18 protein-coding genes are annotated in these 20,166 nt (G+C 54.7%); 6 read left to right on the forward strand and 12 right to left on the reverse strand.

What is annotated here, in order from left to right:
* Positions 1-6: 6 nt before the first annotated feature.
* Together D3A97_RS04200 and D3A97_RS04205 are read right to left on the reverse strand one after the other, a co-directional pair.
* Positions 7-858, reverse strand: coding sequence for a hypothetical protein (locus D3A97_RS04200; RefSeq protein WP_119076973.1), 852 nt, complete (start codon positions 856-858; stop codon positions 7-9).
* 10 nt (positions 859-868) lie between these two features.
* Complete coding sequence (locus D3A97_RS04205; protein WP_119076976.1) at positions 869-1,705, reverse strand: ABC transporter ATP-binding protein; 837 nt, start codon at positions 1,703-1,705, stop codon at positions 869-871.
* A 728-nt stretch (positions 1,706-2,433) separates the two neighbouring features.
* Between D3A97_RS04205 and D3A97_RS04210 the strand changes: the two genes are divergently transcribed.
* Positions 2,434-4,785: a PDZ domain-containing protein gene (locus tag D3A97_RS04210; RefSeq protein ID WP_119078416.1), complete on the forward strand. Its 2,352-nt coding sequence runs from the start codon at positions 2,434-2,436 to the stop codon at positions 4,783-4,785.
* A 176-nt stretch (positions 4,786-4,961) separates the two neighbouring features.
* On the opposite strand, the gene glyA is transcribed toward D3A97_RS04210, so the two are convergent.
* Entirely contained in the window at positions 4,962-6,242 is a 1,281-nt protein-coding gene (gene glyA / locus D3A97_RS04215) for a serine hydroxymethyltransferase (RefSeq protein ID WP_119076979.1), read from the reverse strand.
* A 221-nt stretch (positions 6,243-6,463) separates the two neighbouring features.
* Here glyA and D3A97_RS04220 point away from each other — a divergent pair, with 221 nt between their 5' ends.
* Both D3A97_RS04220 and D3A97_RS04225 read left to right on the forward strand, forming a co-directional pair.
* A complete protein-coding gene (locus tag D3A97_RS04220; RefSeq protein WP_119076981.1) occupies positions 6,464-7,456 on the forward strand; it encodes a sugar phosphate nucleotidyltransferase in 993 nt (330 codons plus the stop codon).
* A 16-nt stretch (positions 7,457-7,472) separates the two neighbouring features.
* Positions 7,473-8,429 carry an NAD(P)H-dependent flavin oxidoreductase gene (locus D3A97_RS04225; protein WP_119076983.1) on the forward strand — a complete coding sequence of 319 codons (957 nt, stop codon included), beginning with the start codon at positions 7,473-7,475 and terminating at the stop codon, positions 8,427-8,429.
* 139 nt (positions 8,430-8,568) lie between these two features.
* On the opposite strand, the gene D3A97_RS04230 is transcribed toward D3A97_RS04225, so the two are convergent.
* The 4 genes from D3A97_RS04230 to D3A97_RS04245 all read right to left on the reverse strand — a co-directional run bounded on the left by D3A97_RS04230 (position 8,569) and on the right by D3A97_RS04245 (position 13,070).
* Positions 8,569-9,870, reverse strand: coding sequence for an ABC transporter permease (locus D3A97_RS04230; RefSeq protein WP_119076985.1), 1,302 nt, complete (start codon positions 9,868-9,870; stop codon positions 8,569-8,571).
* A 30-nt stretch (positions 9,871-9,900) separates the two neighbouring features.
* The gene (locus tag D3A97_RS04235) at positions 9,901-10,821 is read right to left on the reverse strand and encodes an ABC transporter ATP-binding protein (RefSeq protein WP_119076986.1); all 921 of its coding nucleotides are present in this window, start codon (positions 10,819-10,821) and stop codon (positions 9,901-9,903) included.
* Between the two features lie 193 nt (positions 10,822-11,014).
* Entirely contained in the window at positions 11,015-12,574 is a 1,560-nt protein-coding gene (locus D3A97_RS04240) for an NAD(P)/FAD-dependent oxidoreductase (RefSeq protein WP_119076988.1), read from the reverse strand.
* 112 nt (positions 12,575-12,686) lie between these two features.
* Positions 12,687-13,070 carry a DUF3127 domain-containing protein gene (locus tag D3A97_RS04245; protein WP_119076990.1) on the reverse strand — a complete coding sequence of 128 codons (384 nt, stop codon included), beginning with the start codon at positions 13,068-13,070 and terminating at the stop codon, positions 12,687-12,689.
* Between the two features lie 546 nt (positions 13,071-13,616).
* Here D3A97_RS04245 and dnaA point away from each other — a divergent pair.
* Complete coding sequence (gene dnaA, locus D3A97_RS04250; RefSeq protein ID WP_119076992.1) at positions 13,617-15,050, forward strand: chromosomal replication initiator protein DnaA; 1,434 nt, start codon at positions 13,617-13,619, stop codon at positions 15,048-15,050.
* A 95-nt stretch (positions 15,051-15,145) separates the two neighbouring features.
* Complete coding sequence (locus tag D3A97_RS04255; RefSeq protein ID WP_119076995.1) at positions 15,146-16,000, forward strand: phosphatidylinositol-specific phospholipase C/glycerophosphodiester phosphodiesterase family protein; 855 nt, start codon at positions 15,146-15,148, stop codon at positions 15,998-16,000.
* Here D3A97_RS04255 and D3A97_RS04260 read toward each other — a convergent pair.
* Both D3A97_RS04260 and D3A97_RS04265 read right to left on the reverse strand, forming a co-directional pair.
* Positions 15,989-16,765 carry an SRPBCC domain-containing protein gene (locus tag D3A97_RS04260; protein WP_119076997.1) on the reverse strand — a complete coding sequence of 259 codons (777 nt, stop codon included), beginning with the start codon at positions 16,763-16,765 and terminating at the stop codon, positions 15,989-15,991. The two genes, D3A97_RS04255 and D3A97_RS04260, sit on opposite strands and share 12 nt — an antisense overlap.
* Positions 16,752-17,342, reverse strand: coding sequence for a winged helix-turn-helix domain-containing protein (locus D3A97_RS04265; protein WP_119077000.1), 591 nt, complete (start codon positions 17,340-17,342; stop codon positions 16,752-16,754). Before D3A97_RS04265 ends, D3A97_RS04260 begins: the two co-directional genes overlap by 14 nt.
* A 201-nt stretch (positions 17,343-17,543) precedes the next feature.
* On the opposite strand from D3A97_RS04265, the gene D3A97_RS04270 reads away from it, so the two are divergent.
* On the forward strand, positions 17,544-18,023 hold the full coding sequence (locus D3A97_RS04270; RefSeq protein ID WP_119077002.1) for a hypothetical protein: 480 nt from the start codon (positions 17,544-17,546) through the stop codon (positions 18,021-18,023).
* 16 nt (positions 18,024-18,039) lie between these two features.
* Here the strand turns inward: D3A97_RS04270 and D3A97_RS04275 are convergent, their stop codons facing one another.
* The 3 genes from D3A97_RS04275 to D3A97_RS04285 form a co-directional block, all read right to left on the reverse strand.
* Complete coding sequence (locus D3A97_RS04275) at positions 18,040-18,894, reverse strand: dienelactone hydrolase family protein (protein ID WP_119077005.1); 855 nt, start codon at positions 18,892-18,894, stop codon at positions 18,040-18,042.
* Between the two features lie 27 nt (positions 18,895-18,921).
* Entirely contained in the window at positions 18,922-19,356 is a 435-nt protein-coding gene (locus D3A97_RS04280) for a carboxymuconolactone decarboxylase family protein (protein ID WP_119077007.1), read from the reverse strand.
* Between the two features lie 63 nt (positions 19,357-19,419).
* Positions 19,420-19,995, reverse strand: a complete 576-nt coding sequence (locus tag D3A97_RS04285) for a Crp/Fnr family transcriptional regulator (RefSeq protein WP_119077009.1) — start codon at positions 19,993-19,995, stop codon at positions 19,420-19,422.
* Positions 19,996-20,166 lie beyond the last annotated feature (171 nt).

Below are 20,166 nucleotides of genomic sequence, written 5' to 3' on the forward strand. Positions count from 1 at the left end.
CAGAGTTTAAAGCTGCTGCTCACGCAATTTCAGCAGGGTGATGAACCAGAGGAAAAAAGGCACCAGTATGAGCACCGTAGCCATGATGGCAAACCCTGGCCGGGGCAGTTCCACCATGTAATATTCAGTGTCCCATTTGCCATTGATCTTGGCAGACGCCGTCAGCAATGTGTTGATATATGGCATACCGCCATCATACCTGAAGTTGCTGATGCCGGTGGCGCCCAGTTTTTGCCCAACGGCCTCCACGTTGGCGGGTTGCGCGCTGCCTATGATCTTTCTCCCCAGGAAACTGTGAACGGCGTGTATACCGATAATGATCAGGCAGATCATGACGGCGCTTTTTACGAACGTTTGTTTCCTGAACCAGATGGCGCCCAGCAACACGAAAGACTGCACGTAGACATACATGATAAGCAGGCCCGGGGTATACGAGGCATTGAGCCAATACAGGGCATTGGGGTTGCCCAGCCAGTAGATGTCTATGTAATTCATCACCTTCAGGCAGGAGAGGCAAATAACCGTATACACCAGCGGGTACACCACCAGTGTGAGCAGCACCGCCAGCACCATTTTTTCCAGCGCGGATACCGGCAACATAAGCGCCTGGGTCCGCTGGCTTTTTTCCGCATACTGTTTAAAAATGGTGGTGGTGAACACGCCGGAAGAAAGTACGAGGCCGATCATGTATATGGTCTGCTGCGTGTTATAACTCAGCTCATCGTCCGTGATCAGGAAAAACAGCATGAAGGCCAGCAGCATGCCCGCCAGCGCGGCCATACCGAGCAGGTAGAGCTTGCGGTTGGCCGCCAGTTGCAGCCTGCAAAGATGAATGAAACGGGAAAATGAAAATTGCATACAAAAAGTTTTACCGGGTGAACAAGGGAAGGATCTTTTCTTTTTCAACCATTACAGCGTTGAAAAACATTTCCATGTCGAGGCGGGAATGTTCTTCCCTGCGGTTAACGGCCACTATGGCGTACCCTTTCAGCGCGCCCTCGCTGTAGAGGGGCGCTTCTGTTTCCTCAAGGCTCAATACCTGGCGGAAGGAGAGCTTTTCGGTAATGCGGGTTACAGGTTCTTTAAGGATGATGCGGCCGTTCTCCAGTATCAGCACCTCGTCTATCAGGCTGTCCAGGTCTTTCACCTGGTGAGTGCTGATGATCATGCACTGGTCTTCCCGCAGGCAGCCGGCAATGACCTTGCGGAACTGGCGTTTGGAGGGAATGTCCAGCCCGTTGGTAGGCTCGTCCATGATCAATATGCGCGCCGTGGTGGCCAGCGCAAAGCTGATGAGCACCTTTTTCTGCTGCCCGTGGCTGAGGGCGTGCAATTGTTGCCGGCGGGGCACTTCAAACACATCCAGGTGCCTGTCAAAAGCGGCGCTGTCAAAGCCGGGGTAGAACGGCGCATACAGGCGTACATACTGGTCAATGTCCACATCCGGCAGGTGAAAGGCCTCGGGCAGCAGGTATACCTGCCGCAGGAAAGCCGGCTGCCGTTTGGCGGGGTTGAAGCCCATTACCTGGCATTGGCCGGCTTGCGGGTACAGCAGGCCGCAGATGTTGTACAGCAGGCTGCTTTTGCCGGCGCCGTTCTTTCCCAGCAGGCCGTAAATGCGGCCCGGCTCAAAGTGGAGCTGCAGGTTGTTCAGCACCAGGTGGCCTTTGCGGTAAGAAAACGTAAGATCTTGCAGGGATATCATATCGTTGAAAATTTTGGTCCAACATGGTGTACTAGTTAAATAGTACACTACAAATGTAGGCGTATTTTTCTATTTTCCAAACGCCGGGGAATTTTTTTTTGAGGATGGCGGCGGCGGTCATTTTCAAAGGGTGCTTACCGGCCAGGGGCATTTACATGTTATTGCCGGGCAGGAAAGAAAGCCGGTTCTCTCATGGTTTCAAGCCCAAAGAAAGCCCTTTGTTCCTTTCTGCAACACTTGTACCAACACGGCATGCCGCCTCCCCATTCCGGCTGAAACCCGTGATATATATAGCCCCTTGATTACCAGCACGCATTTTGGCCAACCTACTGACATCCTGCTGCCATCCTTCGGTGATCCTTCGGTTGCGTTCGGTAGCAGTACGGGTTTGAGGGTGTTTAACCGAAGGTTGACCGAAGGATCACCGAAGGATCATCGAAGGAATAGCGGGTTTTTTCAAACAAGTTTGCGAACAAGACGGCGTATCAGTAGCATTTAAGGGCAGGCCGCCCGGGAAAAAATCGCTTTACCATTTCGTAAAACGGGCTGGAAGAAACACGCTCACTTTGCGCAATATCCGCTGCCTTGCCAACACATTCAACCCCGCTCACTTTTTGCGCAATAAATATCCGGAGGGAACATCCGCTGCCCGCCATACATTCAATCCCGCTCACTTTTTGCGCAATAAATATCACCCTGTACCGAAAGAAGCCCTTATTTTCACGGTTATGTTAAAATGGCTTTCTCTTTATTGTATGCTGGCGGCCCTTCCCGCCATGGGGCAAACCCGGCGTATTTACGTGTCTCCGCAAGGCAACGATGCCAACCCCGGCACCCAGCAGCGGCCGGTAGCGGGCTTGCACCGCGCGCAGCAGCTCTGGCGGGCAGACAACAGCCACCAGAACGTGATGGTGGTGCTGGCGGGCGGCACTTATTACCTGGACAGCGCGCTGGTGATCACGCCGGAAGACAATAACAGCATGGACCGGGTGCTCTTTATCATGGGCGCGGCCGGCCAGCAGGCGGTACTCAGCGGGGCCAGGCCGCTGCAGCCCCGCTGGGAGCACTGGCAACAGGGCATTTACAGGGCCGCCGTGCCGGAACAGGTGAAGGGCATGGACCGGCTGTTCATCAACGGCCGGCAGCAGGTATTGGCCCGCTATCCCAACTATGACTCCAGTGCCCGTTTTTATCACGGCACGGCGGAAGACGCTATTGCTCCCGCCCGCATCCAACAGTGGAAAAAACCGGAAGGCGCTGTTGTACACGCGCTGCACCGCGCGGAATGGGGCGGCTATCACTACCGCGTTACCGGCGTGAATGAAAAAGGAGCCGCCGTGCTGGAAGGCGGCTGGCAAAACAACCGGCAGATGGGCCTGCACCCAAAATACCGCTTTGTGGAAAATGTGCTGGAAGAGCTGGATGCCCCGCATGAATGGTATTTTGATCCCGCCCAGCATCAATTGTATTATAAACCCGCGCCCGGCACGCCGCCGCCGGCCGCCGTGGCCTATGCCGAACTGAAAGAACTGGTGGTGATCAAAGGGCTGCCCGGCAAGCCCGTGCGGCAGGTGATGCTGAACAACCTGCAGTTTGCCCAGAACGCCCGCAGCTTCATGCAAACACAGGAGCCGCTGCTGCGCAGCGACTGGACGATCTACCGCGGCGGCGCCCTCCTGGTGGAGAACGCGGAGCATTGTTACATCGGCAACTGCTTTTTCAACGAAGTAGGCGGCAATGCCGTATTTGTCAATAATTACAACAAGAACGTAAACATAGACAGTTGCCATATTTACAAGGCCGGGGCCAGCGGCATTGCCTTTGTGGGCAACCCTTCCGCCGTGCGCTCCCCTGCTTTTGAGTACAACCGGTTTGTGCCTTACCACCAGATGGACTATACGAAGGGGCCTAAAACGGAAGATTATCCGCGGGATTGTGATGTTCGGGACAACCTCATCCAGTACACGGGTGAAGTGGAAAAACAGTCGGCCGGCGTACAGATCTCCATGGCCCAGCACATCACCGTAGCGCACAACACCATCCACAATGTGCCGCGGGCAGGCATCAACGTTAGCGAAGGTACCTGGGGCGGCCACATGATCGGGTTTAACGATGTATACAACACCGTTCTGGAAACCGGTGACCACGGGGCTTTCAACTCCTGGGGCCGTGACCGTTTCTGGCATCCTGACCGGCGGGTGATGGACAGCGCCACCGCCCGTAACCCGGAGCTGGCCCTGCTGGACGCCGTGCAGCCCACCGTGATCTACAACAACCGCTTCCGCTGCGACCATGGCTGGGATATTGACCTGGACGATGGCTCCTCCAACTACCGCATCTACAACAACATATGCCTCAACGGCGGCCTGAAGCTCCGCGAAGGTTTTTTCAGAACGGTGGAAAACAATATCATGATCAACAATTCTTTCCACCCGCATGTATGGTTCAAAAACAGCGGGGACGTATTCCGCCACAACATTGTTACCACCGCCTACAAACCTATACGGGTTCCCGTGTGGGGCCAGGAAACGGATCACAACCTCTTTCCGGATGAGGCCGCGCTGAAAGCCGCGCAGGCCAACGGCACAGACGCGCACTCCCTGGCGGGCGACCCGCAGTTTGAAGATCTTGCCGCCGGCAACTACCGCGTAAAACCCGGCAGCAAAGCGCTGGCCGCAGGTTTCAAAAACTTCAGCATGGAGTTTGGCACCCGCATTGCCCGGTTAAAAGCGCTGGCCGCGCCGGTGCCGTTGCCCGCGGAGCTGTTTTTGCAGAAAGGGAACAGCGGCGCGTCCATTCACTGGAAAGGGGCCACGGTAAAGAATATTGAAGGGCTGGGCGAGCGCTCCGCCACCGGCCTGCCAGACGAGAAGGGCGCTTATTTTGTACAGGTGCCGGAAGGCAGTGAGGCCTATAAAGCCGGCCTGAGAACGGGCGATGTGGTGATAAAGATCGCGGCTACACCGGTTAACAACATTAAAGACTTTGTATCCCTGTACCAGGAACACGCGTGGAAGCAGACAATACCGGTAGTGGTGTTCCGCAACCAGCGGCAGCAGGAGCTGCAGGTAGGGAAATAAGGCGGTTGTGAACACTTGCATGCAAAGGTACCCGCCTGCCGCGGCAGGGCAGCAGCGTTCTCAATAGTGCAGGCGGCTGCCAGGCCAAAGAAGGCTTCCGCTTCCGCACACATCAACAAAAGGGCTGATCGAACCATCCGACCAGCCCTTTGCATGCCATAGCATCACATTATATATTAGCCCAGCTCGGGGTAGAGCGGGAACTGTTTCATGAATTCGTTCACTTCGCCGCGTACCTTTTTGATCAGGCCGTCGTTATCGGCATCCAGCAGCAGCTTGTCTATCCACTCCACTATCTGCGGCATATGCTCTTCTTTCATGCCGCGGGTGGTAACGGCGGGCACGCCCACGCGTATACCGGAGGTGATGAAAGGAGATTTGTCATCAAACGGCACCATGTTCTTGTTGGCGGTAATGTCTGCCGTTACCAGCACCTGTTCGGCCTTTTTGCCGCTGATGTTCTTGTTGCGCAGGTCTATCAGCAGCAGGTGGTTGTCCGTACCGCCGGAAACGATCTGGTAGTTCTTTTCCATGAACGCGCGGGCCATGGCCTGGGCGTTGCGGACCATCTGGCGGGCGTATACATCATATTCGTCAGACAGTACTTCAAAGAAAGACACCGCCTTGGCGGCAATTACGTGCTCCAGCGGGCCGCCCTGTATGCCGGGGAAAACGGCGGTATCCAGCAGGGAGCTCATCATGCGCACTTCGCCTTTGGGCGTTTTGAGGCCAAAGGGGTTCTCAAAATCCTGCCCCATCATGATCATGCCGCCACGGGGGCCGCGCAGGGTCTTATGGGTGGTGGTGGTCACAAAGTGGCAATGCGCAAAGGGAGAGTTCAGCAGCCCTTTGGCAATGAGGCCCGCGGGGTGCGCAATGTCTGCCAGCACAAAGGCGCCTACCTTGTCCGCAATTTCGCGGATGCGTTTATAGTCCCAGTCTCGGCTGTAAGCAGAAGCACCGCAAACGATCAGCTTCGGTTTTTCCTGCAGGGCCACTTCTTCCATTTTATCATATTCCACCAGGCCGGTCTCTTTGTTCACACCGTAAAAGAACGGCTGGTACAGCTTGCCGGAGAAGTTAACGGCGGAGCCGTGGGTAAGGTGGCCTCCCATGCTCAGGTCAAGGCCCAGTATTTTGTCTCCGGGCTGAAGAATGGCCAGCATTACTGCGGCATTGGCCTGTGCGCCGGAGTGCGGCTGCACGTTGGCATAAACGGCCCCGAACATCTGTTTGGCGCGGTCAATGGCCAGTTGCTCGCTCAGGTCTACCACCTCGCAACCGCCATAGTAGCGGCGGCCGGGGTACCCTTCCGCGTATTTATTGGTCATTACGTTGCCCATGGCCTGCATAACCTGAAGGCTGGTGAAGTTCTCCGAAGCTATCAGCTCAATGCCATGGCGCTGCCTTTCCAGTTCCTGGCCAATGATATCAAATATCTGCTGGTCTCTTTGCATGGTGAAGGAAAATTTAAGACGCAAAATTAATCATCTTCTTATTAATTATAAAACTAGGAATTGACGAAAAGAGTACTCTTGCTATATAGACCAAATTCCTAATATAAATAGGTTTATCTGATTTCCTAATCGGTTATTAATGATTGATTCCGTAATTTGCCCGCAAATAGAAGTGTGACAACGGTTTATTCGCAGCAGTGAACCATTTCTAAACCCGATACATGAAGGCAATTATTCCAGTGGCGGGCGCCGGCACCAAACTGCGCCCACACACATATACACAGCCCAAGGCATTGATACCGCTGGCGGGCCGCACCATTTTGAGCATCATTGTAGATCAGCTCGTGGAAGCCGGCATCCGTGAGTTCGTATTTGTGGTGGGCTACCTGGGCGAAAAGATCCAGCACTACGTAGAAAAGAAATACCCTGACCTTACCATGCACTTTGTACAGCAAAATGTGCGGGAAGGCACCGGCCACGCCATTCTGCTTACGCGGGAGGTGGTGCAGAACGATGAGGTGCTGATAGTGCTGGGCGATACTATTGTGGAGTGCGATTTCAAGGAAGTGATCAATTACCCCCATTCCCTGCTGGGCGTGAAAAAGGTGGATGACCCCCGCAACTTCGGCGTGGCGGAGATCAATGAGCACAACATCATTACGCGGGTGGTGGAAAAACCCCAGATACCCAAGTCTAACCTGGCGCTGGTAGGCATGTACAAGATCAGGGAAACGGAGCAGATGTACCAGTGCCTGCAGGATAATATTGAGCGGCAGCTGCGCTCGCACGACGAGTTTCAGCTCACAGACGCACTGGAGTGCATGATAGCGCACGGCGTACAGTTCAACGCCTTCAAGGTGAGCAACTGGTTTGACTGCGGGCGGAAAGATACCTTGCTGGAAACCAACGCCACCCTGCTCAAAAAATACAAGGCGGCCACCAACCCGGTGCTGCCCTACGAGAACACCATCATCATCCCTCCCGTGAGCATTGGCGAGGGCTGCAATATCAAGAACAGCATCATAGGCCCCAACGTGGCCATCGGAGACAATACGGTGGTGAGCTATTCCATCGTAAAAGATTCCATCATCGGCTCTTTCAGCAACCTGTACGAAGTGGTGCTGAAGTCTTCCCTCATAGGCAGCGATGCCAACATCCGCGGGCTGAGCCAGAGCCTCAACATCGGGGACAATACGGAGATCGATCTGGGCTAACCAATCACTACAATACATGGCCGCATTCAGCAACAGCGTAACAAGGCTTTTCGCAACAGACTATCCCATTGTGCAGGCCGGCATGGTATGGGCCAGCGGCTGGCGCCTGGCCAGCGCGGTGAGCAACGCCGGCGGGCTGGGGCTTATCGGCTCCGGCAGCATGTACCCGGAAGTGCTGCGCGAGCACATCCGCAAATGCAAACAGGCCACCGCCCGCTCCTTTGGCGTAAACGTGCCCCTGCTCTACCCTGATATAGACCAGCATATACAAGTGATACTGGACGAAGGCGTGCGCATTGTGTTCACCTCCGCCGGCAACCCCAAAACATGGACGCCGCTGCTCAAACAGCATGGCGTTACGGTGGTACACGTGGTGTCCAGCTCAAAGTTTGCCGTCAAAAGCCAGGATGCGGGCGTAGACGCGGTGGTAGCGGAAGGTTTTGAGGCCGGCGGGCACAACGGCCGCGAAGAGACCACCACCATGGTGCTGACGCCCGCCGTGGCAGACGCTGTCAGCATTCCTGTAATTGCGGCCGGGGGCATTGGCTCCGGCAGGGCCATGGCCGCGGCTTTTGCGCTGGGCGCGCAGGGTGTGCAGGTGGGCAGCCGCTTTGTAGCCACGCCGGAGGCCTCTTCTCACATCAACTTCAAGGAGGCCGTGGTGAAAGCAGGCGAAGGAGATACCCTCTTGTCCCTCAAACAACTAACCCCTGTACGCCTGCTCAAAAACGCGTTCTTTGAAGAAGTGCGGAAAGCGGAACAGGCCGGCGCAGACACCGGCGCGTTGGCCGCCCTGCTGGGCCGCGGCCGTGCCAAACGCGGCATGTTTGAAGGCCACCTGGAAGAAGGAGAGCTGGAAATTGGCCAGGTGAGCGCGCTGATCCATGATATTCAACCCGCCGCAGCCGTTCTGCGCCATATCTGGGAGGAGTTTAACGCCGTAAGGAAAAAGCTGGCGGAGCAGGGCGCCTGAAGGCGCTGTGCCGTATGGAAACGGTAAACTGAAAAGAAAATAGCAAGCGCCGGCTGATGAAGCAGGCCCCGAAAAGCACAAGCAGGGCCCCGGTTCTTCCGGAGCCCTGCTGTCTGCATATCTGTTTTAACTATTCTTCCTAATTCTTCCTGCCCAGCCACTTCACCGCTTCTTTCAGCGTTACTTTTTTACCATACAGCAAAATGCCCGTGCGGTAAATTTTTGCGGCCATCCAGGTGGTGCCGATGAAACCGGCTATCAGGCATATCACGGAAAGCGCCAGTTGCCAGTAGGGCACGGTACCGGGCACCCCGTAAGGAATGCGGGCCATCATCACCACCGGTGAAGAGAAGGGGATAATGCTGCCCCACACCGCCAGCTGCCCGTTGGGATTGCGTACCGCGGCAAACATGATGAAGATGGAAATGATCACCGGCAGGGTAATGGGGAAGGTGAGAGACTGCGCTTCGTTAGGGTCTTCGTTCACCAGGCTGCCCACCGCGGCAAACAGCGCCGCGTAGAAGAGGTACCCGCCGAGGAAGTAAAAGATGAAGCAGGCAATGATGAGCGGCCAGTTGGCGCTCTCTACTACGAAAGATATCTGCTGCATGGCCTTGATGGCGGCCTCGTTCTGCCCGCCGGCCATGCCGTTATTGGCGGCGGCGTTCATGGTTTCCGGGCTGAGGAACAGGCCCATCAGCGTATACAGGCCAATGATGAGCACCAGCCATATCAGGAACTGCGTAAGCCCCACGCCGGCTATGCCCACTATTTTGCCCATCATGAGCTGGAAAGGTTTCACGGTAGATACCATTACTTCCGCCACGCGGTTCATTTTTTCTTCCATCACGCCCCGCATCACCGTAGTGCCGAACACCAGCAGAATGATGTATACCAGGAAAGCCGCGCCGTAACCAATGGCATAGGCCAGGCCCGCGCTGCCTTTCTTCTCTTCCTTGCCGGCAAGGTTCACAATGTCTACATCCGCGCGGATGCCTTCCAGCTTGGCCTTGTCTATGCCCGCCAGCTCCATGCGTTTGTCTTCCAGCACATTCTCCAGCCGGCGCTCCATGTTGCTTTTCAGCATCACGTTCATCTGGCCCTTGCTGTAATAGATCACGCTGGGCGGGCGGTTCACGTCCATGGCCGGGATGTGGAGCACGCCGGTGTAGCCCAGCCGCTGGTAGTTGTTCTTGAGGGTGTCTATACGGGCATCAATAAATTTGTAGTGAACGCCGCCATCGTCTGCCAGCTTGCCTTCAAATATTTTGCTTTCATCCACCACGGCCACCTTTTCATCATCTCCCGCCTGCATTACAAAAATGGGAATGAGGAACATGGCCACAAACAGCACGGGCAACAGCAGCGTAACGATGATAAAGGATTTTTTCCTGACCCTGGTGAGGTACTCTCTTTTTATGATGATCCAGATCTTGTTCATTGTTCAGATTTTGTTGAGATAATAGGCATGTTAAACGGCGGCCTGCGCGGCCTGGGCCACCTGGGTGATGAACACCTCGTTGATGGTGGGGAGTATTTCGCGGAATACGTTCACCTGTATGTTGTGGTGGATGAAGTGCCGCAGGATGTCGTTCGTCTGGCTGTATTCGTTCAGCTTGAGGGTGTACGCCTTGTCGTGCTGCTGGATGATGGTGAAGTGGTGCGTAGCCATCTGGGCGGGGTTGGGCTGCTGCTCCAGCGAAATATAAAAAAGGTGCTGCTTGAAATCTTGCTTGATCTGCTTCACCGGCCCGTCCAGCACCTTGCGGCCTTTGTTCACCAGCACAATATGGTCGCAGATCTCCTCTACCTGTTCCATGCGGTGGGTGGAGAAAATAATGGTAGTGCCGTTGCGGGCCATGTCAAATATCTCGTTCTGGATCAGCTGCGAGTTGATGGGGTCAAGGCCGGAGAAGGGCTCGTCCAGTATCAGCAGCTTGGGGTGGTGCATCACGGTGGAAATGAACTGTACTTTCTGCTGCATGCCCTTGCTCAGCTCTTCTACTTTTTTGTTGACCCAGGAGGCGATCCCCAGCCGGTTGAACCAGTAGTCTATTTTCTCCTGCGCGTCTTTACGGCTGAGGCCTTTGAGCTGGGCAAGGTAAAGCGCCTGTTCCCCTACTTTCATTTTTTTGTACAGGCCGCGTTCTTCCGGCATGTACCCGATGTGCTGCACGTCGTTTTGCGGGTCAAAGCGCCTGCCGTCAAAAATGATGTTGCCGGCATCCGGGTAAAAGATGCCCGTGATCATGCGGAGCAGCGTGGTTTTGCCCGCGCCGTTGGGACCTAGCAGGCCGAAGATGCTTCCCTTGGGGATGGAGAAGCTGATATCGTCTACCGCTTTATGGGTAGCGTAGTGCTTTTTGAGATGCTGAAGTTCCAGTACGTTCATGGCGGCAAATTACCTATTTGAGGTATTGCGGCCAAGGAATTTATGAGGGATTTTCCTAATAATACACCAACACGCAGATTAACGGTACCAACCGGTTTTACCGGGGCCGGGTGGTGATAGCTGCTGCGCTGCGGTAAGATCTTTGCAAGCGGGTGAATATGCCACTATTACCGCGGCGGACTTCCAGCCGGTTTTACCGGGCCTGCATGGCAATAGCTTCCGCCACCCGCTCTCCGTCCATAGCGGCAGACACAATGCCGCCCGCGTAACCGGCGCCTTCCCCGCAGGGGTACAGGCCCCTGAGCTGCGGGTGCTCCAGCGTGTCCGCATGGCGGGGAATACGTACGGGAGAGGATGTGCGGGACTCTGTGGCCACCAGTATGGCGTTTTCCGTATAGTACCCTTTTATCTTTTTGCCGAAGGCCCTGAAGGCTTCGCGCAGGCGGGTATGCACAGCGCCGGGCAATACCTGCCGGAGGTCCGCGCTTTTTACACCGGGAATGTAGGAGCAATCCGGCAGCGAGGCTGACACCTTGCCGTTCACAAAGTCCGTCATGCGCTGTGCCGGCGCTACGAACTTTCCTCCGCCGGCCTTGAACGCCGCGCGTTCTACCGCCTGCTGGTAATACATGGCGGCCAGCGGCCCTTCTTTTGCGAACGGCGCAAAGTCACTTTCATCTACCGTTACCACCATGCCGGAGTTGGCGTAAGGGTTGTTGCGTTTGGAGGGAGACCAGCCGTTCACTACCAGCTCTCCCGGCGCGGTGGCGGCGGGCGCTATGATGCCGCCGGGGCACATGCAGAAAGAGAACACGCCGCGGCCCTGCACCTGCTCTACCAGGCTGTAGCTGGCGGGGGGCAGGTACTCGCCCCGGAAGAGGGTATGGTACTGCGCGCTGTCTATCAGCGCCTGGGGGTGCTCTACGCGTACGCCCAGTGCAAAAGGTTTGGCCTCTATCAACACCTGCTGGCGGTGCAGCATGATAAAGATATCTCTTGCGGAGTGGCCGGTAGCCAATATGACAGCCGCGCCCTGCCAGCTTTCGCCATCCGCCGTTGTTACACCTGTTACCCGGCCGTTGTTCAGCAGCAGGCCTGTTACCTTTTGTTCAAAATGCACTTCGCCGCCGCAGTCTTCGATCTGCCCGCGCATGGCGGTGATGATGTGCGGCAGCTTGTTGGTGCCGATATGGGGATGGGCGTCTGTAAGAATATTTTCGTCAGCGCCAAACTGCTGGAAGATGTGAAGGATGCGGTTGATGCTGCCGCGCTTGTTGGAGCGGGTATACAGCTTGCCGTCAGAATAGGTGCCGGCGCCGCCTTCTCCAAAACAGTAGTTGGACTCCGGGTCTACCTCACCGGTTTTATTGAGCGTGGCCAGGTCCCGCCGGCGGGCGCGTACATCCTTGCCTCTCTCCAGCACTACGGGCCTGTAACCCAGCTCTGCCAGGCGCAGCGCCGCAAAGAGGCCCGCGGGGCCGGCGCCGATCACTATTACACGCGTGGCATCGGCGGCAAGCCGCTTGTAGTGGAACTGTGGCGATGTTCTTTCCTGGAAAGGCTCGTTCACGAACACCTGCAGCGTCAATACAAAATACACCTGGCGCGAGCGGGCGTCTATAGAGCGTTTGAGCAGGTTGAAGCCGGTGATGGCGCCGGGCTTCACGCCCAGGGCCGCGGCGGCGTGCCGGGTAATATGCTGGTGAAGGGCGGCCTCGCGGGGAGGCAGCTTGAGAGAGAGCTGGTGTATCATGCGCGGTTAGGTATTTATCCTAAAACTGGCTGCAAAGATAACATAAAAGCGGCAAGGGGACACCGCTTGTGTAACGGTGTCCCCTTGGCCTGATATTTTTAACGGGTATTTGTCAGAACGGCAGATCGTCCCCGCTGTTGCCTGCAGAGGGTGCTTCCTGGGAAGTGTTGTAGTCCGGCATGCGGTCAGCGCCCGGCTGTGCCTGCATCATGCTTTCCATACGCCATGCATCGAGGTTGGTGATGTAATTCACCTTACCGTCTTTTTCCCAGCGGGTGCCTTTTATATTAAAATAAACTTTAACCATTTCTCCTTCATTGTGACGGTCAATAATGGTAGTGCGGTCTTGTACGGACTGGAACTTGATATAGTTGGTGATTACCCGGCCATTGATATCGTCTGTTTTCTCTATTACAAACTCCCGGGTTTTAAAAGACTCACTGCGTTGAACGGTGTTATACTTCACTACCAGCTTTCCGGTAATTTCAAAACTCATAATAACAAATTTAAAAATTTCAGTTGCGCCAAAGATAAGTTTTTCAGTGTAGGATCGCTTAATTACTTTTGCACAAGTTATTCTACTTTTTTAGCGAACAACACCATACATTTGCACGGAATTTGAGAATAACAGCAAAGCAGTATCCAAAAAAGTGAGATGTCTACAGCCTACTAAATACCCGCTGGACCATACCTCTACAACCGGATTTTACAAGCAATGGTATTTTACCTGTTAAGCTGTGTTTTTTATGCAAACCAGTAAACAGTTTTACAAAATACCTGTTAATCATGCCTGTACGGTTTAGCACTTTTCATTGTGGTGGAATTGCTGGCTAAACGGGTGTTTTAGCCGAAAAAACTTGAATAAACAGGAGCAACACACACTGTAATTGTTGGAAATAAAACAAGGGCAGATTTATTTTTTTTTTCAACATTTTAATCAGATATTCGTCGTCCTGTCAAAAAAATTCTTCAACCGCCCGTATTGAAGAATTTGTATTCGAGAACACCCAAATTATAAACACGATTAATTTTTTTTATCTAAATGAACAAAACTTGCGAACAAGTTTGGGAAAGGTGTCTGAATATAATCAGGGATATTGTGGAATGGCAGCCATTCAAAACATGGTTTGAACCGATAAAACCCGTAAAGCTTGAAAACAATGTTTTAACCATTCAGGTCCCCAGCCAGTTTTTTTATGAATATCTGGAAGAGCATTATGTAGGTCTATTAGGTAAAACCATCAAACGCGAATTAGGAAAAGAAGCCAGGCTGGAATACCGGATAGTGGTTGAAAATGGTACCCCCCACCAACATCCTAAAACGGTGAATATGCCTACGCAGTTTACCAAGCCTCAGAAGGACAGCGAAGTTGATTTCCCGTTAACGATACAAAACCCGGTCAAGAATCCCTTTGTGATACCGGGCATCAAACGTGTGCAGATAGATTCCCAGCTGAACCACAACTATACGTTCGAGGCCTTTATTGAGGGCGACTGCAACCGGGTGGCGCGCAGGGCGGGCAAAACCGTATCTGACAAGCCGGGCGGCACCTCCTTCAACCCCCTGGTGATCTACGGCAGCGTAGGCCTCGGCAAAACCCACCTGGCGCAGGCCATCGGCAACGAGGTGAAAAGGCAAAGCCCCAACAAGGCCGTACTGTACGTGAGCGCGGAAAAATTCATCAACCAGTTCATTGACCACTCCAAGAACAACATCATCAATGACTTTATACATTTTTATCAATTGATAGATGTATTGATCGTAGACGATATCCAGTTCTTTGCCCGCGCCGAAAAATCGCAGGACGCGTTTTTTGCCATCTTCAACCACCTTCACCAGAGCGGCAAACAACTGATACTGACATCAGACAAACCGCCCAAAGACCTGGACGGGGTGCAGGAGCGCCTGCTGAGCCGCTTCCGCTGGGGCCTGAGCGCAGACATCCAGCTGCCGGACTTCGAGACCCGCATGGAGATACTGGAAATGAAAATGCGGAACGACGGGCTGGAGATGCCCAAAGAAGTAGTGAAGTACGTAGCCTACAACATCCAGAGCAACGTAAGGGAGCTGGAAGGCGCGCTGATCTCGCTGCTGGCGCAGTCTTCCCTCAACCGGAAGGAAATTGACCTGGAACTGGCCAAACGCGTGCTGAAATCTTTCGTTAAAACGTCTTCCAAAGAAATTACCATAGACAGCATCCAGAAAATGGTATGCGAGTATTTTGATGTGCCGTATGACAAACTGCTGCAAAAAACCCGCAAGCGGGAAATTGTACAGGCCCGGCAGATCACCATGTACCTGGCAAAAAGTTTTACCAAAAATTCTCTCAAGACCATCGGCGAGCATTTTGGCGGCCGTGACCACACTACGGTGATCCACTCCTGCCAAACCGTAAAAGACCTGATGGATACAGACAACAGCTTCCGGGACAGCGTAATTGAATTGCAACAAAAAGTGCAACTCGCTGCCATGTAACCCCTGCAACCAATGCAAAGTAATTCGGCGGGGCCTGTCACTTGACAAGCCCCGCTTTTTTTGGTACCTTATGGCCACAACGCACATTTGTTATTATGCTACGCCATCTCTTCACCGCCCTTTGCTGCCTCCTTGCCCTGCTGCCCGCCGCCGCGCAGTACACCACGGCCAATGCCCATTCTCATAACGACTACCTGCAGGCCCGGCCTTTCCAGCTGGCGTTTGACCGGGGCTTCGGCGCTGTGGAGGCAGATGTTTTTGAACGCAACGGCGAGCTGTACGTGGCGCATACGGCCGCGGAAATAGATACGGCGCGCACCTTGCGCAGGCTTTACCTGCAACCGCTGCAACAAATGATCATGGAAAAAAGAGGGGTGTTTGCGGAAGAGGGAAAAGACGCCATGCTCAAAAGAGTAGCGGCGGGCTGGGCCACACAGGGGAATGCCGCCGCACAAAACACCCTTGCTGCCGGAAACCGCACCCTGCTGCTGCTGATAGATTTCAAGACCGCCGGCGTGCCTACCATGCAGGCCCTGTTGCAACAGCTGCAAAACTTCCCGCTCATTACCTCCCACCCGCAGGTACAGCTGGTCATTAGCGGCAGCCGGCCCGATGCGGCGCTCTGGCAAAATTATCCGCCCTACATCCTGTTTGACGGGCTGCCCAACGCCAGCTACACCGCGGAGCAACTGCAGCGCATTCCTCTTTTCAGCGACAACTTCCGCAGCTATGCATCGTGGAACGGGCGGGATGATCTGCCCGCGCAGGATGAGGCCAACATAACGGCCGTTGTCAGCAAGGTACACGCCCTGCAAAAGAAATTCCGCTTCTGGGCCACGCCAGATACCAACGCGGCCTGGGCCGCCATGATGCGGCTGGGTGTAGACTATATCAATACAGACCAGGTAAACGGGCTGGCGGATTACCTGCAGGCGGCATCATCCAAATAACTCATCAAGCTGCCGCTGCCAGCGCTGCTCTTCTGCTTTTACCACTTCCGCAGGTACGCCATAGGCGCCTATCCACGCCCAGATGGTAACGTCCGCGCCGGGCTGGAAACGCTCCGCCGTCAGGCGGAACATGGCGTTGTTCAGGTGCTCCAGGGTACCGCACAGGTCCTGCGGGGGATTGAGGTATACCAGGCGGCCTTCATAGCGGCTGCCTAACGGCGTGGTATATACGTATTGTTCTCCATGTACCGTAATGCCCCCGCGGGTCAGCAGGTTCCACACCTCCTGCACGGGCAGTTGTACGTTCACCTGCGCCAGCGCCACCACGCGGTCTTTGCCGGCATGGTGCTCCAGGTAATGTTTGAGGCTGAGAGACTCTGTGTCCCAGCCGCGGCGCACGCCGTCATAGATCTCATCCCAGCCGCTCTCTCCGCCAAAGCCCGCATGTACAATGCGCAGCAGGGTCTTTCCTTCTTTGGCTTCCAGGAAAAATTCTACCGCCAGCCGTCGCGGCACAGCGGATACCATTTTATAATGATCCTCGTTGTACCCGAGGCGCAGGTATTTGTTTTCCTGCTGCTCTTCTATTTCCATTTCCCAGTCTACCCCGCCTCCCCAGGAAAGATCCACCTTGCCGTTCTCTACCCGCGCCTTGCGCGGGAACCACCGCTCCAGTTCCCGGGCTTGGGTGAGCGCTTTCCACACCGCCTCTACCGGCGCATTGATTTCCCGGGCCGCGTGAATGGCCCTGTTACTGTTTTTCATGATGCTGCTTTTTTAACACAGGGTGAGAAAACAGGTGGAACTGGTAAGCCCTGCCGTCAGGCGCCTTGTCTGTATGGTACCTGGCAGCCAGCTTGCTGATGGCCCTGGCCAGCTCTTCCGTGAAAGCCTGCAGCTGGTCAGGGCTGGAGAAACGCACTGCTGTTTGGAGGGTGAAGGTGGGCAGCTTTTTCCGGGCCTTTTGCGCGCCGGTCTGCAGCGCGGCTACATCCTGTATCAGTTGTGACGCCGCGGCCACCAGGTAGGCGGAAGAGAACTTGTCCTGCACGGCAGACGGGTCTGCCCCGGCCGTGTTAAGCACTACCATGTACGAGCGGGAAGTGGCGCGCAGCACGCGTTCCGTGCAGTTGCCTTTCCTGCGCTCTTCCACCAGCTCTATCAATTCATTCTTTTCCAGTTCTTTCAGGTGGTAGTTCAGCTGCTGCCGCGGCATGTTCAGCACGCGGGACAGGCCGGCGGCGGAATTGGGCTCCCGCAGCTCTTCCAGTATACGGATGCGGAGCGGGTTCATCATGGCCGCCGCTACCTGGGTATCCTGTATAAAATTATGCGCTCTCATATAATGAAGGTAACACCGAAAAATTAATTTTTCAAGGAAACCCTAAGTTTCAAAGCAACCAACTGGTTTTTTATTTTCTACACATGTTTAAAAAATATAATTACAAATTTGTTTTTGTAGTGTTGTCCGTATTCAGCTTGAATTGGTTAAATTGTAATATATCCGCTGCATCAGCCAGAATCTAAATCTAAATCTTGCCTTATGCAATTTTCCACCAAACGCCCCGGCGCGGTAGCGGTACTGGTTACAGGCTGCGCCGTGGGCGTGCTGGATGGCGCCGCGGCATTGGTCAATGCCTGGCTCAAGTCCGGCATCCCGCCGGAAAAAGTTTTCAGATACATTGCGAGCGCCATGTACGGCAAAGCGGCCTACACGGGAGGCGGGGCCATGATAGCGGCAGGGGTTGTGCTGCACTTTATTGTAGCGGTGATATGGAGCGCCGTATTCTTTATAGCATACCGTTACTGGCCTTTGCTGCGGGGCAACAAATGGGTAGTGGGCTGTATGTACGGCCTGTTTGTATGGCTGATGATGAACCTGGTGGTAGTGCCGCTTACCCACGTGCCGCCGTTGACGTTCAATTGGGAGGGCATGATCACCGGCTGGGTGATACACATGCTGCTGGTGGGCATTCCTATTGTATGGTTAACGCAGTGGTGGTACAACAAACGTGCGCAGTAGCGCCACATCTTACTTCTTACCGCAACGTTTCTTTAAAGAGCTGCAAGGTACGCTCCCACGCCAGTTTGGCGGCCGCCTCATTGTAGCGGGCGGGAGACGCATCGTTATTGAACGCATGCTGCGCGCCTTTGTAAACATACAGTTCATACCGGGTGCCCGCTGCTTTCAGGGCGGCTTCATAGGCCGGTATGCCGGCATTCACACGCTCGTCCATTTCTCCGTAGTGCAGCAGCAGCCGGGCTTTGATCTTCGGTACGTCTGCCGCTTCCGCCTGGCGGCCATAATAGGCCACAGCCGCCTTCAGTTCAGGGTCATGCACCGCCAGCTGGTTGGCCATGGCGCCGCCCCAGCAAAAACCGATGCAGCCTGTTTTACCATTGCTGTCTGGCCGGCTCCTGAGGTAGCTGAGGCCTTTCAGGTAGTTCTGCAGGTTCTGCGCCATGTCCAGCTTGCCTATCAATGTTCTGCCTTCATCTTCATTGGCCGGCGTTCCCCCAAAAACAGAGAGCGCGTCCACGCCCAGCGCCAGGTAACCGGCCCGGGCCACGCGGCGTGTTACGTCTTTGATATGCGGGGTAAGGCCGCGGTTTTCATGTATCACCACCACGCCGCCGTATTTGCCCTCCGCCTTCGGTTTTACCAGCAAACCCTTCATGGTTACGCCTTCTCCGGGGTAGGTGATCTCTTCTTCCGTAAGGTCTTCCGGAAGCGGGGCCGCCGCCGCGCGGGCGTAGTTGGATTCCAGTAAAGGCAGCACCGCCATGGCCGCGGCCATGGTACCGGTGAGCTGCACCAGGCGCTTCAGAAATTCTTCCCGCCGGAGCGGCTTGTGGGTATACTCGTCAAAGAGGTTGATGATACGCTGGTCCATATGATAGCATTTACAGAAAGGTACGAATTATTCCGGGCTCATGCGGGTAGAGACCCCTATGCGGTTCCAGGCGTTGATGGTCACAACAGCCATGATGACCTGGGCCAGGTATTCTTCATCAAAGAGCTTTGCGGCGCGCTCATATACTTGGTCAGACACTTTGTTATGAATGAGCGTTACGGCGTCTGTAAGGGCCAGTATGGCCTTTTCTTCTTCCGTATAGAACGGCATTTCTTCCCAGGCCATCAGCCCGTAGATGCGCTGTTCGGTTTCGCCGAGGGCACGGGCTTCCCTGGAATGCATGTCTATGCAATAGGCGCAGCCGTTGATCTGCGATGCGCGGATGCGGATCATATCCTGGTGGAGCGGGCTGATGCGGGTGGTTTGCAGGTAGGCCTCCAGGGCCATCATGGCTTTGTAAGCCGCGGGAGAAACATTTTTGATACGGATCCTGTTTGACATGATAATGTTGATTTTGTTCCGTACAAAATTCGCACAACGGCGCCGGCCGGAAATTGAACTAGTTCAAGAAATCCGTTTTGCCCTGATCTTGCTCAGGAACTCCGGCGTAAAGCCCAGGTAAGACGCCAGCATGTATTGCGGCACACGCTGCACAAAGCCGGGGAACAGGGTGGTAAAATGATCGTACCGCTCTTCCCCCGTCTGGGAAAAAATGTATTTGACCCGCAGGTGCGCAGCGGCCAGCGCTTTTTGCAATATCAGGCGGAAGTATTTTTCCAGCTGCGGCAACTGCTCAAACAACGCATCCTGCACGGCGCGCGGCAGCACGGCCACCGTGGCCGGCTCTATAGCCTGTATATAGAACTGCGAAGGCGTTTGCAGCTCCAGGCTCTGATAGTCCGTGATCCACCAGTCTTCTATGGCAAAGAGGTTGATCTGCTCGATACCCTTTTCCGTGATGAAGTAGGAGCGGCAACAGCCCTTGATGAGAAAATAACTGGCGGCGCATACCTGCCCTTCTTTGAGCAGAAAGGCTTTCTTTTTCAGTTCCCGCAAGTCAATATACTGTTCCAGCAGGGCGGCTTCCTCGCCGGAGAGCGGTACAAAGCGGCGGATGTGTGCAATAAGGGCGGCAAGCATATGATACAGATTTCAGGTACCTGCAAAAATATCTCAAATTATGCTGGCAGCGGGCAGGTTGGCCCTTGCCGCTAGACAGCATCAGCCGTACCATAGAGATCAACCTGCTGGAGATGCTGGGCCACCAGCCGCTGCCATCGCCGGTAGAGCCGGTGGGCAAACAGTATTTGC

This window comes from Chitinophaga alhagiae (assembly GCF_003568665.1).
Classification (GTDB): domain Bacteria; phylum Bacteroidota; class Bacteroidia; order Chitinophagales; family Chitinophagaceae; genus Chitinophaga; species Chitinophaga alhagiae.